Below are 14,755 nucleotides of genomic sequence, written 5' to 3' on the forward strand. Positions count from 1 at the left end.
AAGCCGCTTTCGCGCTCGATACACCCTTGCGGGGCTACTCGACCAGCATGCGCGGGAGGCGCCGACGCGCGCTGCACGACCACCGAGAGGGGGAGGCTCGGCCGTCGTTCCGCCGGGGGGGGCTATCCGGGGAGGTCGGGTGTGTTTCACGTGAAACGGTCGGCGCGTCCGAAGTGTTTCACGTGAAACGGGGTCAGGGGTGGAGTGCCAGGCGGGCGAGGGTGGAGTAGACGTCGCCGAGGTAGCGGCCGGAGGCCTCGATGGCCTGGGGGATGAGGGAGGTCTCGGTCATGCCGGGGAGGACGTTGGCGTCGAAGAACCAGGGGAGGCCGTCGGGGTCGACGATGAAGTCGATGCGGGAGAGGTGGCGGAGGCCGAGCAGCTCATGGACGGCGACGGCGACGCGGGAGACCTCGGCGAGCGTCTCCTCCGGGAGTCGGGCCGGCGTGTAGAAGCGAGTCTCGCCGGCGTTGTAGCGGGCCTCGAAGGTGTAGCGGCCGGCCACCGGCGCGATCTCGACCGGGGGGAGGGCGAAGGCACCGTCGCCGAGGTCGAGCACTCCTACAGACACCTCCGTGCCCTGGATCTGCTGCTCGATCAGCGCGACCTCCCCGTAGGTGTAGGCGTCGACCATGGCGCGCGGCAGTTCGGCGGCCTCGCCGACGATGCTGACGCCCTGGGCGGAGCCGCCCTGCGCCGGCTTCACGACGAGCGGTCCGGGGAGGTGCGCGCGAACCCGGTCGAGGATGCCTGCTGCGCCGAGCTCACGGAACGTCTCACGGGGGAGGGTGATCGAGCGCGGGGTGGCGAAGCCCGCCCGGGAGACCAGCGTCTTCGCGGTCGGCTTGAACCAGGCGAGCCGGGCCGCCTCCGTCCGGGAGCCCACGTAGGCGAAGCCCGCGGCCTCGAGCAGGCCGAGGAGAGCGCCGTCCTCGCCGCTGGCACCGTGCACGGCGGGCCAGATGACGTCGGGACGTTGCTCCAGCAGTGCGGCCAGCAGTCCGGCGTCGGGCTCGCGGTGGGTGATGCGGTGACCCATCGCGGAGAGCCGGTCGGCGACGCGGCGGCCGGAGCGCAGCGAGACATCCCGCTCGTGGCTGATGCCTCCGCTGATCACCACGATGTCGAGGGGGTGGTCGAGGGTGGAGAAATCGGTCATGACCGGGCCTTCTGTCGTTCGAGGATCACGGAGTCAGGAGATCTGGGGCGGAAGGACGGCGTCGCGCTGATCGACGGCGGCGCTCGTGCGCACTCCGGTGCCCGCGAAGGTGGACAGCAGATCGAGCTCGCCGTTGATCACCGTCGCGAGGCGGCGGATGCCGTCGCCGATGCGCTCGGGAGTCGGGTAGCAGAACGACAACCGGATGTTCCGGCGTCCGTCGCCGTTGCCGAAGAAGGCGGTGCCCGGGGTGTAAGCGACGAGCTCCTTGACGGCGCGGGGGAGCATCGCCTTGGAGTCGAGCTCCTCGGGCAGCGTGACCCAGATGTAGAAGCCGCCGTTCGGGTTGGTCCAGGTCAGGTCGGGGAGGTGGGTTTGCAGGCCGCGGATCATCGCCTCCTTGCGCTCGCGGTAGACGCCGCGAAAGGTGTCGATCTGTGCCCGCCAGTCCGCGGTCGCGAGGTACTGGGAGATGACGAGCTGGCTGAAGGACGACGGGCTGAGCACGGCCGCCTCGTTCGCCAGGATCAGGCGCTCGCGGATGGCGTGCGGGGCGAGGGCCCAGCCGATCCGGAAACCGGGGGCGAGGGTCTTCGAGAACGTCCCGAGGTAGATCACGCCGTCCTCCTCGAGCGAGCGCATCGCCTTCGGCGGCACGTCCTCGAAGTAGAGCAGGCCGTACGGATTGTCCTCGAGGACGAGGATCCCCTCGCTCTTGCAGATCTCCAGGATCTCGACCCGTCGCTCCCAGCTCAGCGTGACGCCGGCCGGGTTGTGGAAGGTGGGGATCGTGTAGAGGAACTTGATCCGCTTCCCGGCGGCCCGGACGTGGGCGATGTGCTCGCGCAGCGCCTCGGGGATCAGCCCGTGCTCGTCCATCGCGACGTGCTCGATCTCGGCCTGGTACGAGCGGAAGATCACCATCGCGGTGACGTAGCTCGGCCCCTCGGACAGGACGACGTCGCCCGGATCCAGGAACAGCTTCGACACCAGCTCGAGAGCGTGCTGCGAGCCGGTGGTGACGACGACGTCGTCGGCGCTGGCCGAGATGCCCTCGAGCGCCATGACCTCGAGGATCTGCTCGCGCAGCACCGGCACGCCCTGACCGGAGCCGTACTGCAGCGCGACCGGTCCCTGCTCGCGCATCACGGTCGCCATCGCGTCGGTGACCAGGTCCTGGGGGAGGGCGGAGACGAACGGCATGCCGCCGGCGAGCGAGACGACCTCGGGGCGGGAGGCGACGGCGAACAGGGCACGGACCTCGCTGGCCGCGAGGCCTGCCGTGCGCTCCGCGTAGGAGTCGTACCAGGGGTCGAGATTGGTGCCGGCGTTGATCACGATGGTGTCGCTTCGCTCGATGGACGGGGATCTCCGGCTTTCGACCGGATCGATCCAGACTACTCGGGGGCCCTCACGGAAGCCGGGGGAGAGGGACGCCACTGCGCGGCCCGTGGACTGGCTCCTGCGGCCGTTTCACGTGAAACATGTGGAGCGGTCGGGAACGACGAAGCCCCCGCGCCACAGGGGCGCAGGGGCTTCGTCAGACGGTCGGACCGCCGGGAGTCGAACTCAGAGGAACGCGGCGAGGTCGGCCTCGAGAGCGGGCTTCGGCTTGGCGCCGATGACGGTCTTGACGACCTCGCCCTTCTGGTAGACCTTCAGGGCCGGGATCGAGGTGATCTGGTACTTCGCGGCGATCTGCGGGTTCTCGTCGACGTTCAGCTTGACGATCTCGATCTTGTCGCCGTGCTCGGCCGAGATCTGGTCGAGGATCGGGGCGACCATGCGGCAGGGGCCGCACCACTCGGCCCAGAAGTCGACCAGGACGGTCTTCTCGGAATCGAGGACGTCGGCCTGGAACGATGCGTCGGTGACGCTCTTCGCGGTGGACATGCGATTTTCTCCTTCATGAGCCGGCGGCGCCGACTCGACTGCGATTGTGGTGGGAGGACTAGAGGGTGAGGAGCTCGGCGGCCGGGGTGCCCTCGGTGCTGGCGATGCCATCGGTGAGGGCGGCGAGGTAGTGCTCGGCGTCGAGGGCGGCGACGGTGCCCGACGCGGCGGCGGTGACGGCCTGACGGTAGGTCGGGTCGATCACGTCGCCGGCGGCGAAGACGCCCGCCACGGAGGTCTGCGAGGAGCGGCCGGTCACGGCGATGGTGCCGTCGCTCGTCAGGTCGAGCTTGCCGTGCACGATGTGGGTGCGCGGGTCGTTGCCGATCGCGATGAACAGGCCGTCGAGCTCGAGCTTCGACTCGGTGCCGTCGACCGTGTCGCGCAGCTTGACACCGTTGACGTGGCTCTCACCGGTGATGCCGGTGACCTCGGTGTTCCAGACGAACTCGATCTTCTCGTTGTCGTACGCGCGCTTCTGCATCACCTTGGAGGCGCGGAGCGAGTCCTTGCGGTGGATGACGTAGACCTTCTCGGCGAACTTGGTGAGGAAGGTCGCCTCCTCCATCGCGGAGTCGCCGCCGCCGACGACGGCGATGGTCTTGCCCTTGAAGAAGAAGCCGTCGCAGGTGGCGCACCATGAGACACCGTGTCCCGACAGGCGCTCCTCGTCGTGCAGACCGAGCTTGCGGTAGGCGGAGCCGGTGGCGACGACGACGGTCTTCGCCTCGATGCTCTCGCCGGAGCCGAGGTGGATCGTCTTGGTCTCGCCCTCGAGGTCGAGGGAGACGACGTCGTCGTAGAAGGTCTCGGCGCCGAACTTCTCGGCCTGCTTCTGCATGGCGGTCATCAGCTCGGGGCCGAGGACGCCGTCGGGGAAGCCGGGGAAGTTCTCGACGTCGGTGGTGTTCATCAGGTCGCCGCCGATCTCGACGGACGAGGCGACGACGACGGGGTGCAGATCGGCGCGCGCCGCGTAGATGGCGGCCGTCCAGCCTGCGGGGCCGGATCCGATGATGACGATGTCGCGCACGGCAACTCCTCGAGGTCTGTGCTGAGCGGGGGTGGTTTCTGTGGTCTGCGGTGTTCCGCGGAGCCGGACCCGCTCGCTCGATCGTTCCGGGCTCCAGGGGCTACAACACATCCTAGGCGGGGCCTATTCCGCGGCGCCGGGGGCACTCGGCCCGCGGTCAGGGTCGCGGTGCGGAGCGACGGGGAGGCGTCGATAAAGTAGTGCTGACCGGGTCTTTCTCGACGGAGGTCGCCGGATCGCCGCGCTGCCCGATCGACCGCCGCGAGATCAGGACCGTCAGCCAGCCGGCCGAGGCGAAGACCGCGGTCATCGCGGCGACGTAGAAGACCACCGCGATCATCCCGCCGGGGACGATCGGCGGGTCGGCCAGGCGCGGATCGAGGAACGGGTACGGGTACCAGACCTGCTCGTGCTTCATCTGGTCGTAGACGAGGGGCGCCCGGATGATCGTGTAGACGAACCAGGCGACCGGGAAGGCGAGCAGCGCGGGGACGACAGCCCAGGAGAGGCGGCGCCGGCCGGGCGCGAAGAGCCAGTCCAGGATCAGGGCGAGCGGCGCCACGACGTGCATGACCTCGTTGGTCCAGTCCTGGCCGGCCCCGGCGCCGGTGACCACCGTGCCGCGCAGGAGCAGGTTGTAGACCACTCCGATCACGACCATGTAGGTGACGACTCCGGCCCGCAGCCAGGCGAACCAGCGCGGTTCCGGGAGCGCGCCGCGCGCGAGGACGACGGCGCCGATCAGCAGGACGACCACCGCGAGCAGGCAGACCTCGACGGTGATGTAGCTGAAGAAGTTGGCGGCGAGGGTGGCGCGGTCGCGGAAGCGGGCCTCGACCCAGAAGGCGTGGGAGTCGAGGAAGCTCACCGTGGTCGCGGTGAGGACGGCGGCCGCGACGAGCACGCGGAGGAGGACGAAGGTGGAGCGCATCGCGCCTTCCGGGTCGGCGGGAGGGTGGTGGGGAGGCGGCTCTGCCGGAGGACGCCCCCACCCTTCCACGTCGCGCCCGAGGGCGCACCACCGGTCCGGTGACGTCCCAGTGTCGCGACGGCGGCTCTCAGGAACGTCGCGGTGCGGCGTGCGGCGTCAGCGCCCCAGGCGGCGGAGGAACGGAGCGGCCATCGCGCGCAGCTCGGGGACGCGGAGGACCCAGAGGACGCCGAAGTAGACGAGTGCCATCACGGTGCCGATGGCAGCCATGGAGACGAGCGGCTCGACGAAGTTCGTGACGGCGAATCCGCCGGGCCTCGTGCCGCCGAGGAGAACCAGGACCCCGAACCCCGCAGCGGCCGAGGGGACGGCCGCCAGGGCGTACTGGCTGAGTCGGCGGAGGATCCTCGCGCCGCCGGTGCCGCCGAGCTTCCGGCGCAGGAGGAAGGCCGCTACGAGGGCCTGGACGATGATGCCGGCCGATGTCGAGGCGGCGATGCCGATCGCCGTCTGCTCCGGCGGCAGCTGCCGGACGAGCTGGTAGCCGATGACGGCGATCACGACCTGGACCAGGGTGAAGAGGAACGGTCGTGCTCCGTCGCTCAGGGCGTAGAACGCCCGCTGCATGATCGCGATGGAGGAGAAGAGCGGGAGCGCGACGACGTAGGCGACGGCGATCGCTCCGATGGCCTGGGCGTCCGCGAAGGTGTCGGTGAAGACCGAACCGAAGGGGACCGACACGACGACGATCGCCGCGCTCGAGAAGACCAGCATCATCAGGACGAGCCGCAGGGAGGTCGAGATGTCGGAGCGGAACTCCTTCATCTCGCCTCGAGCGGAGTGGCCGCTCATCTTGGTGAAGTACGCCACGGCGATCGAGATGGCGATGACGGAGTGCGGCAGCATGAAGATCAGCCAGCCCTTCTGCAGGGCTGCTGCGGAGGCGCCCTCTCCCGAGGCGGGGGAGGCGACCCGGCTCTCCACGAGCCCGGCTCCGATCGTCAGCAGGACGGTCGCGAAAGACCAGAGCGACATCCGGCCCGCGGTGCCGAGCCCGAGGCCACGGAGATTCAGCGCGGGACGGTAGCTGAGACCGACCCTCCGCCAGAAGAAGATGAGGAAGGTCGACTGGGCGACGATGCCCAGGGTCGCGCTTCCCGCCAGGAGCGCGACCATGCCGGGCGACCACGAGTCGACCGGGCGGTCGCCGCTCGGATCCGAGCCGAACAGGATGTTGAAGGCGACCAGGCCACCCAGGGCCACGATGTTGTTGAGCACGGGAGCCCAGGTGAAGGGGCCGAACGATCCGCGCGCGTTGAGGACCTCGCCGAGGATCGTGAAGAGCCCGTAGAAGAAGACCTGGGGAATGCACCAGTAGGCGAACGACACCGCCAGGTCGTACTGCTCCGGGCCGTAGGCCGGTGCGTACAAGCGGATGAGCACGGGAGCCAGGAGGGTGCCGATGACGGTCGTCACCACCAGCAGCCCGAGTGTCAGGGTGAGGAGACTGTTGATGTAGCCGCGGCCACCGTCGGCGTGGAGGCCCGCCCGGACGATCTGCGGGACGAGGACCGCGTTGAGCGCACCGCCCGCGATGATCGTGTAGATCGTGTTGGGCAGCAGGTTCGCGACGGTGAAGGCGTCGGCGCCGGGTGCGACAGCGGCGCCGATCGTCTGCGCCAGGACGATCGACATCACGAAGCCGAGGACCCGCGAGACCATCGTGCCGGAGGCGAGGACGGCGCTCGCGCGACCGAGGGAGAAGCTAGCCACGGGGATCCGTTCGGTCGTCGTCGAGGCCCGGCTGGACGGCGAGCGGGGCGTTCGGGTCCTCCTCGTCCTCCTCGGGGGTGTCGCCGCGGCGGCGCCGGCGGATGTTGCGGAGGATGCCCGCGCCGAAGACGAGGACGAGGAGGATGCCGACGCCGAGGGTGCCGACGGTCTCCCAGTCGGCGCGGACGTTGGTGACGATCCCGGTCGGAGCGCCGATGGGCGTGCCGTCCTGGGACGTCAGCTGCAGGCGCAGCTCGGTCTCGCCGTTGCCGACGCGGGCCTTCACCGGGATGAGGACGCGGCCCTGCGAGCGGGCGTCGATCGCGGTCGGCTCGACCGAGGACTCGTCGATGTCGAGGACGGCGTTGGAGGTCGAGGCCTGGATGCGGACGGTGACGGGCCAGGGCAGGTCGTTGCGGACGTAGACGGGGATGCTCGAGTCGCGGGAGAGCTGCGTGACGCTGTCGGAGCTCTCGATGGCGACCGAGGAGAGTGTCGCGTCGGCCTGCTCGCGGCTGGCGGTGACCGCCTCCTGCCAGCCCGTCGCGTCCTCGCGCCAGGTCACGGCGAGCAGAGCGAGGAGGTCGTTGCGGCGCTTGCCGCTGAGCAGCTCCGGGTCGGTGAGGACGGCCGAGAAGGACTCGACGCGGGCGGCCGCGGTGAGCAGGTCCGAGACGCCCTCGAGGCGCTGCTCCGACTCCGGGCTGTCGACGACGGTCGCGTCCTCGGTCGGGGGCGAGGTGAGCGCGGCGGCGAGCGAGCTCCCCTCCGCCCAGGGCAGTGCGTCGACGGCCTGGAGGGTCTGCGCGAGGCGGACGCCGTCGATCGCGGCGCCGCGGTCGAGCGCCAGGACGACGGAGGGCGACTCGTCCTCGCGCTGGACCTGCGCCAGGTCGGCGGTGAGGTCGGCCATGCTCGCGCGCCACTCCGAGTCGGTGCTCGCGCTGACGGCCCGGTCGAAGGCGGTCGAGAGGGCGCTGTCGGCGACGACGACGTCGCGGTCGTCGATGGTGGCCCGGGTGGTGGTCGTGACGCCGTCGGGCAGCGCGAGGTTGGCGGAGGAGACGACGGTGCGGCTCATGCCGGTCGTGGCATAGACGCCGAGATCGGCCGCGCGGACGGTGCCGTCGTCGGGCCAGGCGATGCTGCCGACCGTCGGCGACCAGTCGAAGGCGAGGAGCGACTCGGCCGTCGGACGGTCGGGCAGGTCGGTGGAGTCGTCGGGGACGGCCGTCGGGGTCGGCGTCGCCGTGCTCGTCGGCGCGAAGAGCGTGGGATCGAGCGCGTACTCGAACGAGGTCGGTGCCAGGAGCGTGGAGAGACCGGACTGGGCCTGTGCGGCCACGTCCGCGTCGGCGTAGGGCAGGGCGAAGACCTCGTTCGGCACCGACTCCAGCCGGTCCAGCCAGGCGGTCGCCGACTCCGGTGCCGCGTCGCCGAGGACCCGGATCGACGCGAGGATGCGCGGATCCACCCCGATGGTGACGGCGCGGCCGTCGACGCTGTCGAGTTGACGGGAGAGCGTGCCGGTGGTCTGGGTGTAGTCCTGCAGCGTGTCCGCGGAGAGCAGGCCCTCGGCGGTGTCCGGGACCGTGAGCGGCACGAGGACGCTGACGCCGGTCTCCTGCTCGCTCGGGAGGCCGGTCGAGAGCTCGACGACGCCCCTGGCGGTCGCGACGGTGCCGCCGGCGCTGGTGACGGTCACCGAGACGGTGTGCGTGCCGAAGGCCTCGGGGTCGCGGCCGAAGTCGGTGGAGAAGGGGAGGGCCGCCGAGGGCACGGTCACGCCGACCTGGGCCGAGCTGGAGGGGAGCAGGCGGACGTCGGCGCCGTCGCCGGTGCTCGTGCCCTCGTCGTCGGACTCGCCGTCGAGCCACTCGGCCAGCTCGGCCCGCGAGTCGAGGGTGTCCTCGTCGATCGCGACCTCGACGCGGGCGCCGTCGATCGACTCGGTGGTGCCGTTGCGGACGGAGATCGCGAGCTGGAGGTCCTCGCCGGGGAGGAGGACGCCGTCGTTCGCCGCGCCCACCGTCGCGGTGACAGTGGCCTGCCCGGACTCGAGGGCCGTGCGCTCAGCGGCGTGCGCGGCGGCGGGGAGCGCACCGCCGAGGAGCGCGATCGAGAGCGCAGCGGCGCCGACGGAGCGGAGCAGCTGCGGGACCGCGCGCCGGGGGCGAGGACGATCGAAGGGGGTGAGGTCGCGCCGACGCATCGAACTCACTCGGCCTCCATGCGGGTGATTCTACGGGCAGGCCTCCCGGGGGCCGGCTGCCGGGCCGCGGGACGGGCTGCGGAGTCGCTCAGGCGCAGTAACCGGTCGAGGCGGTTGCGGGGCGGCGCTCACCGTGGCGCGCACCCCGTCGCGGCCACACCTCCCCGGTAGGATCTGCCGGATGCACAGCGTCCAGACCGCACTCGAGACCCTCCGCGCTCTCGCGGCGACGCCGACGGTGGCCCGGCTCGCGGAGGCGTTCGCGGCGCAGGGCCACGAGCTCGCGCTGGTCGGCGGCCCGGTCCGCGACGCCTTCCTGGGCCACGGCGTGCACGACCTCGACTTCACGACCTCGGCGCGGCCGGACGACATCGTGCGGATCGTCGCTCCGATCGCCGAGGCGCACTGGGACATCGGCCGGGCGTTCGGCACGATCGGTGCGCGGATCGCGGGCGAGACGGTCGAGATCACGACCTACCGCAGCGACAGCTACGACGGCGTCAGCCGCAAGCCCGAGGTCGAGTTCGGCGACAGCCTCGAGGGCGACCTCGTGCGCCGCGACTTCACCGTCAACGCGATGGCGCTGCGGCTGCCCGAGATCGTGCTCGTCGACCCGGCCGGGGGCGTGGAGGACCTGCTCGCAGGCCGGCTGCGCACGCCTGCCGCCGCCGACCTCTCCTTCGGCGACGACCCGCTGCGGATGCTGCGCGCCGCGCGGTTCACCTCGCAGCTGGGCTTCCGCACGACCGACGAGGTCGAGTGGGCGATGGCCGAGCTGGCTCCGCGCATCGAGGACGTCTCGGCGGAGCGCGTGCAGGAGGAGCTGCGGAAGCTCCTGGCGACGGCCTCGCCGCGGGCCGGGCTCGAGCTGCTGGTCGACACCGGTCTGGCCGGTTACTTCCTCCCCGAGCTGCCCGCCCTGCGCCTGGAGCAGGACGAGCACCACCACCACAAGGACGTCTACGTGCACAGCCTCACGGTGCTGGAGCAGGCGATCGCGCTCGAGGGGGAGCGGCACCCCGGTGCCGCGCCGGACGTCACGCTCCGCATCGCCGCGTTGCTGCACGACATCGGCAAGCCGGCCACGCGGCGCCTGGAGCCGGGTGGAGCGGTCAGCTTCTACCACCACGACCTCGTCGGCTCGAAACTCGCGATCAAGCGGCTGCGCTCGCTGAAGTTCGACAAGCAGACGATCACCGACGTGGCCCGGCTGATCGAGCTGCACCTGCGCTTCTTCGGCTACACCGAGGGCGCCTGGACCGACTCGGCCGTCCGCCGCTACGTGACCGACGCCGGTCCGCTGCTGGAGCGCCTGCACATCCTCACCCGCGCCGACGTCACGACCCGCAACACCCGCAAGGCCGACCGCCTGGCGCACGCCTACGACGACCTGGAGCAGCGGATCGCGGAGCTCGCCGAGAAGGAGGAGCTCGCCTCGAAGCGGCCCGACCTCGACGGCACGCAGATCATGGCGATCCTGGAGCTGCCGCCGGGGCGCGAGGTGGGGCTGGCGTACAGGTTCCTGCTCGAGCTCCGGCTCGAGGAGGGGCCGCTCGGCGAGGAGGAGGCCGCCCGGCGGCTGAAGGAGTGGTGGGCGGCGCGCTGAGGCGCCGTCCGTCGCGCCGGCACTGAGATCGGCCCTGGGCGCGGAGGCCTGCGGATGGTAGGATCGTCAGGTTGTCCATGACCAGACGCACTCGCGTCCGCGGGAGTGGGCAGATGCTACATACCCTCCTGTCACGGAAATACCGTGGCCGTTCAGTCCGAAGGAGGTGGGTTAGTGACGCATCAGTACGAACTCATGGTCATCCTGGATCCCGAGATCGATGAGCGCACCGTCGCTCCGAGTCTCGACAAGTTCCTCAACGTCATCCGCACCGATGGTGGATCCATCGACAAGGTCGACGTCTGGGGCCGCCGTCGTCTGGCGTACGAGATCAACAAGAAGTCCGAGGGCATCTACGCCATCGTCGACTTCACGTCGACCTCGGCCGCCGCGAACGAGCTCGACCGTCAGCTGAAGCTGTCGGAGGCCGTCATGCGCACCAAGGTGCTCCGCGCCGAAGAGGGCATCGCCCAGGTCGCCGCCGCCAAGAAGCTCGCCGACGAGAAGGCCGCCCGCAAGGCTGCCAAGGCTCCGGCCGCTCCCAAGGCGTAACGCTGATGGCCGGCGAGACGATCATCACCGTGGTGGGGAACCTCACCGCCGACCCCGAGCTGCGCTACACGCAGGGCGGGCTCGCGGTCGCGAACTTCACCATCGCCTCCACGCCGCGCACCTTCGACCGTCAGGCGAACGACTGGAAGGACGGCGAAGCGCTGTTCCTCCGGGCCTCCGTCTGGCGCGAGTTCGCCGAGAACGTCGCGGGGACGCTGACCAAGGGAAGCCGTGTCGTCGCGACCGGCCGCCTGAAGCAGCGCTCCTACGAGACGAAGGAAGGCGAGAAGCGCACCAGCATCGAGCTCGAGATCGACGAGATCGGCCCCTCGCTGCGCTACGCGACCGCTCAGGTCACGCGCGCTGCCGGTGGCGGCGGTGGACGCGGTCAGGTCGGCGGCGGCGGCGGTGGCAACCAGGGCGCGAGCCAGGGCGGCTTCGGCGGCGGCAACGGCGGCAACCAGGGGGGCTCCGGCGGAAACGGCGGCGGCAACCGCGGTGGCGGCCAGGCCGAGGAGCCGTGGGCGCCCAGCGCTCCGGCCGGTGGCGACGTGTGGAGCACGCCGGGCAGCTACAACGACGAGACGCCGTTCTGAGCCTCCGGCTCGAGCGCGCCCTCACCTGAATCACGCGTCCCCGCCCCGAGAGGGGTGCCGACGGACGCGAACCAGAATCTAAGGAAACCACTATGGCTGGAAAGAGCAGCGGCGACCGCCGCAAGCCGATCCGCGGCAAGGGCGCGAAGAACGCGGCCCCCGCGAAGTCGGTCCGCGTGGGCGTCATCGACTACAAGGACGTCCCGACCCTTCGCAAGTTCATCTCCGAGCGCGGGAAGATCCGTGCCCGTCGCATCACCGGCGTCTCCGTCCAGGAGCAGCGCCTCATCGCCCGTGCCGTCAAGAACGCCCGCGAGATGGCGCTCCTGCCCTACGCCGGCAGCGGAAGGTAGGTAGACGATGTCCAAGGTCATCCTGACCCACGAGGTCGACGGTCTCGGCTCCGCCGGTGACGTCGTCGACGTCAAGAACGGGTACGCCCGCAACTACCTCATCCCGCAGGGCTTCGGCGTCGCGTGGACCCGCGGTGGCGAGAAGCAGGTCGAGCAGATCAAGTCGGCGCGAGCCGCTCGTGAGCACAAGACCATCGAAGAGGCTCAGCACACGAAGCAGGTCCTCGAGGCCAACCGCGTGAAGCTGACCGTCAAGGCCGGCAAGGACGGGCGCCTCTTCGGCTCCGTCAAGACCTCCGACATCGCGACTGCGGTGGCGGCGGCCGGCTACGGCGAGCTCGACAAGCGCAAGATCGTGATCTCGAACGCGATCAAGAACATCGGCGAGCACGAGGCCGTGGTGCGTCTGCGCGACGACATCCAGGCCACCGTGAAGCTGCAGGTGGTCGCGGCCAAGTAAGGCCGCGAGAACGCCGCGGAGGGCGGTGCGACGGGACTTCACGGTCCCTCGCACCGCCCTTCGTCGTTCCCGTTGTCCACAGCTCCATCCACATACACCCTCCCGGGAGGGCAACCTTCAATGTGGTCTGGAGACTCTTTTCCCCACACAGCTGTGGAAACAGGGAAAAGCCAGGTCAGACGGTTGAAAAAACTTGTCCGACAGTCGAGTTCCCACAGGGTTGTCCACATGTTGCCCACAGTGGGTGCGGCGTTTCCCGCTCGTTCTCCACAGTTCTCTCCACAGGGTGGTTTGACCCCGGCGGCGGCCGGTCCGTAGTGTGGCGCAGCGCCCCGCGAGGGGAGTGGGGTGGGCGCCGAGCGCCCGCTGTCGGAGGTCGGGCGTAGACCTGTGTCCGGCACTCGCGACAGACGGCTCGACCGTGTCGCCACCCGTTCCGCGAGGCACCCGACAGGAGGAGGCGAAGGCATGACGATCGCGCACCTGGCGGTTCCCGGCTCGGACGGACGAGACGGGCGGGACTCCCGAGGGGACTCCCCGCGCAGCAACGAGCGCACGCCCCCGCACGACCTGCTCGCGGAGCAGTCGGCACTCGGCGGCATGCTGCTCTCGAAGGACGCCGTCGCGGACGTCGTCGAGAGCGTCAAGGCGACCGACTTCTACATCCCCAAGCACGAGATCGTCTTCGAAGCGATCCTGGCGCTCTACTCGCACGGCGAGCCGACCGACGTCATCGCCGTGACCGACGAGCTGACCAAGCAGGGCGAGCTCCAGCGCGCCGGCGGTGCCGACTACCTGCACTCGCTCACCGCGATGGTGCCGACGGCGGCGAACGCGGGCTACTACGCGTCGATCGTCGCCGAGCGCGCCTTGCTGCGCCGGCTGGTCGAGGCGGGCACCCGCATCGCGCAGATGGGCTACCAGGGCGAGGGCGAGGTGCTCGACCTCGTCAACACGGCGCAGGCCGAGATCTACAACGTCACCGGGTCCGAGACGGCGGAGGACTACGTCCCGCTGACCGACGCGGTGACCGTCGCCATCGACGAGATCGAGGCGGCCGCGCACAAGGACGGCGCCTTCACCGGCGTGCCCACCGGCTTCGCCGACCTCGACGACCTCACCAACGGGTTCCACCCCGGCCAGATGATCATCGTCGCGGCGCGACCCGCGCTCGGAAAGTCGACGCTCGCGCTCGACTTCGCCCGGGCCGCCGCGATCAAGCACAACATGGCGACGATCTTCTTCTCGCTCGAGATGGGGCGCAGCGAGATCGCGATGCGCCTGCTCTCGGCCGAGGCGTCCGTGCCGCTGCAGCACATGCGCAAGGGCACGGTCGACCAGCGCGACTGGACGACCATCGCCTCCACCCGCGGCCGCATCAACGACGCCCCGCTCTACATCGACGACTCGCCGAACCTCACCCTCGTCGAGATCCGCGCGAAGTGCCGCCGGCTCAAGCAGCGCATCGGCCTGAAGATGGTCGTCATCGATTACCTCCAGCTGATGACCTCGGGCAAGAAGGTCGAGAGCCGCCAGCAGGAGGTCTCCGAGTTCTCCCGTGCGTTGAAGCTGCTGGCGAAGGAGCTGCAGGTGCCGGTCATCGCGCTGTCGCAGCTGAACCGTGGACCGGAGCAGCGCGCCGACAAGCTGCCCGCGATCTCCGACCTCCGCGAGTCCGGCTCGATCGAGCAGGACGCCGACATGGTGATCCTGCTGCACCGCGAGAGCGCCTACGAGAAGGACAACCCGCGCGCGGGCGAGGCCGACCTGATCGTCGCCAAGCACCGCAACGGCCCGACCCGCACGGTCACCGTGGGCTTCCACGGCCACTTCTCCCGCTTCGCGGACATCCCGGCGGTCTGACGCTCGTGGCTGCACAGGATCCGGTCGAGGAGGTTCCGCTCGACGGGGAGAGCATCCGGCTCGGGCAGTTCCTGAAGTTCGCGGGGATCCTCGACTCCGGGGGCGAGGTGAAGGAGGCCGTCGCGGACGGCTTCGTCAGCGTGAACGGCGAGGTGGACCGGAGGCGCGGGCGGCAGCTGGCGGTCGGCGACGTCGTGGAGTTCGGCGGGCGCCGGTTCCGCGTCGGGGCGTAGGGCTCGTTCGGACGTCTCCTCTTCCGGGTGCCGCGGGTGCGTGGCTAGCATCAGGGCGTGCGACGCCGGAGTCGTGCCGATCAGGAGGCTC

The 14,755-nt window shown here is 70.3% G+C and carries 14 protein-coding genes; 7 read left to right on the forward strand and 7 right to left on the reverse strand.

Annotated elements, in window-relative coordinates; translation table 11 throughout:
• Positions 1-193: 193 nt before the first annotated feature.
• The 7 genes from HQQ86_RS14630 to HQQ86_RS14660 all read right to left on the reverse strand — a co-directional run bounded on the left by HQQ86_RS14630 (position 194) and on the right by HQQ86_RS14660 (position 9,001).
• On the reverse strand, positions 194-1,159 hold the full coding sequence (locus tag HQQ86_RS14630; RefSeq protein ID WP_173289001.1) for a D-alanine--D-alanine ligase: 966 nt from the start codon (positions 1,157-1,159) through the stop codon (positions 194-196).
• A 33-nt stretch (positions 1,160-1,192) separates the two neighbouring features.
• Positions 1,193-2,494 carry a PLP-dependent aminotransferase family protein gene (locus HQQ86_RS14635; RefSeq protein ID WP_173289399.1) on the reverse strand — a complete coding sequence of 434 codons (1,302 nt, stop codon included), beginning with the start codon at positions 2,492-2,494 and terminating at the stop codon, positions 1,193-1,195.
• Positions 2,495-2,728: 234 nt separating this feature from the next.
• Positions 2,729-3,052: a thioredoxin gene (trxA, locus tag HQQ86_RS14640; protein ID WP_159986545.1), complete on the reverse strand. Its 324-nt coding sequence runs from the start codon at positions 3,050-3,052 to the stop codon at positions 2,729-2,731.
• A 58-nt stretch (positions 3,053-3,110) separates the two neighbouring features.
• Positions 3,111-4,085, reverse strand: coding sequence for a thioredoxin-disulfide reductase (trxB, locus tag HQQ86_RS14645; RefSeq protein ID WP_173289002.1), 975 nt, complete (start codon positions 4,083-4,085; stop codon positions 3,111-3,113).
• A gap of 157 nt (positions 4,086-4,242) precedes the next feature.
• A complete protein-coding gene (locus HQQ86_RS14650; protein ID WP_173289003.1) occupies positions 4,243-5,016 on the reverse strand; it encodes a Pr6Pr family membrane protein in 774 nt (257 codons plus the stop codon).
• A 156-nt stretch (positions 5,017-5,172) separates the two neighbouring features.
• Positions 5,173-6,789, reverse strand: a complete 1,617-nt coding sequence (murJ, locus tag HQQ86_RS14655) for a murein biosynthesis integral membrane protein MurJ (protein ID WP_173289004.1) — start codon at positions 6,787-6,789, stop codon at positions 5,173-5,175.
• Positions 6,782-9,001 (reverse strand): DUF6049 family protein, encoded by a 2,220-nt coding sequence (locus HQQ86_RS14660; RefSeq protein WP_254072162.1) that lies wholly within the window; start codon positions 8,999-9,001, stop codon positions 6,782-6,784. The genes murJ and HQQ86_RS14660 overlap by 8 nt, the downstream gene beginning before the upstream one ends.
• Positions 9,002-9,182: 181 nt before the next feature.
• Here HQQ86_RS14660 and HQQ86_RS14665 point away from each other — a divergent pair, with 181 nt between their 5' ends.
• The 7 genes from HQQ86_RS14665 (at position 9,183) to HQQ86_RS14695 (ending at position 14,664) form a co-directional block, all read left to right on the forward strand.
• Positions 9,183-10,607, forward strand: coding sequence for a CCA tRNA nucleotidyltransferase (locus HQQ86_RS14665; protein WP_173289006.1), 1,425 nt, complete (start codon positions 9,183-9,185; stop codon positions 10,605-10,607).
• Between the two features lie 174 nt (positions 10,608-10,781).
• Positions 10,782-11,159 (forward strand): 30S ribosomal protein S6, encoded by a 378-nt coding sequence (gene rpsF / locus HQQ86_RS14670; protein WP_123447279.1) that lies wholly within the window; start codon positions 10,782-10,784, stop codon positions 11,157-11,159.
• A gap of 5 nt (positions 11,160-11,164) precedes the next feature.
• Positions 11,165-11,755, forward strand: coding sequence for a single-stranded DNA-binding protein (locus HQQ86_RS14675; RefSeq protein ID WP_123447280.1), 591 nt, complete (start codon positions 11,165-11,167; stop codon positions 11,753-11,755).
• Between the two features lie 92 nt (positions 11,756-11,847).
• The gene (gene rpsR / locus HQQ86_RS14680; protein ID WP_056039813.1) at positions 11,848-12,108 is read left to right on the forward strand and encodes a 30S ribosomal protein S18; all 261 of its coding nucleotides are present in this window, start codon (positions 11,848-11,850) and stop codon (positions 12,106-12,108) included.
• A 7-nt stretch (positions 12,109-12,115) separates the two neighbouring features.
• Entirely contained in the window at positions 12,116-12,568 is a 453-nt protein-coding gene (rplI, locus tag HQQ86_RS14685) for a 50S ribosomal protein L9 (RefSeq protein WP_160086161.1), read from the forward strand.
• 468 nt (positions 12,569-13,036) lie between these two features.
• Complete coding sequence (gene dnaB / locus HQQ86_RS14690) at positions 13,037-14,431, forward strand: replicative DNA helicase (protein WP_123447283.1); 1,395 nt, start codon at positions 13,037-13,039, stop codon at positions 14,429-14,431.
• Positions 14,432-14,436: 5 nt separating this feature from the next.
• Positions 14,437-14,664: an RNA-binding S4 domain-containing protein gene (locus tag HQQ86_RS14695; RefSeq protein WP_173289007.1), complete on the forward strand. Its 228-nt coding sequence runs from the start codon at positions 14,437-14,439 to the stop codon at positions 14,662-14,664.
• Positions 14,665-14,755 lie beyond the last annotated feature (91 nt).

Source organism: Rathayibacter sp. VKM Ac-2857 (assembly GCF_013205025.1).
GTDB lineage: Bacteria > Actinomycetota > Actinomycetes > Actinomycetales > Microbacteriaceae > Rathayibacter.

What these genes read in the sequence shown, in the direction of transcription:
- HQQ86_RS14630 (WP_173289001.1), bottom strand. Translation starts at nt 1,159, where the DNA reads ATGACCGATTTCTCCACCCTCGACCACCCCCTCGACATCGTGGTGATC.
- trxA (WP_159986545.1), bottom strand. Translation starts at nt 3,052, where the DNA reads ATGTCCACCGCGAAGAGCGTCACCGACGCATCGTTCCAGGCCGACGTC.
- HQQ86_RS14650 (WP_173289003.1), bottom strand. Translation starts at nt 5,016, where the DNA reads ATGCGCTCCACCTTCGTCCTCCTCCGCGTGCTCGTCGCGGCCGCCGTC.
- HQQ86_RS14660 (WP_254072162.1), bottom strand. Translation starts at nt 9,001, where the DNA reads ATGCGTCGGCGCGACCTCACCCCCTTCGATCGTCCTCGCCCCCGGCGC.
- HQQ86_RS14665 (WP_173289006.1), top strand. Translation starts at nt 9,183, where the DNA reads ATGCACAGCGTCCAGACCGCACTCGAGACCCTCCGCGCTCTCGCGGCG.
- HQQ86_RS14675 (WP_123447280.1), top strand. Translation starts at nt 11,165, where the DNA reads ATGGCCGGCGAGACGATCATCACCGTGGTGGGGAACCTCACCGCCGAC.
- rpsR (WP_056039813.1), top strand. Translation starts at nt 11,848, where the DNA reads ATGGCTGGAAAGAGCAGCGGCGACCGCCGCAAGCCGATCCGCGGCAAG.
- rplI (WP_160086161.1), top strand. Translation starts at nt 12,116, where the DNA reads ATGTCCAAGGTCATCCTGACCCACGAGGTCGACGGTCTCGGCTCCGCC.
- dnaB (WP_123447283.1), top strand. Translation starts at nt 13,037, where the DNA reads ATGACGATCGCGCACCTGGCGGTTCCCGGCTCGGACGGACGAGACGGG.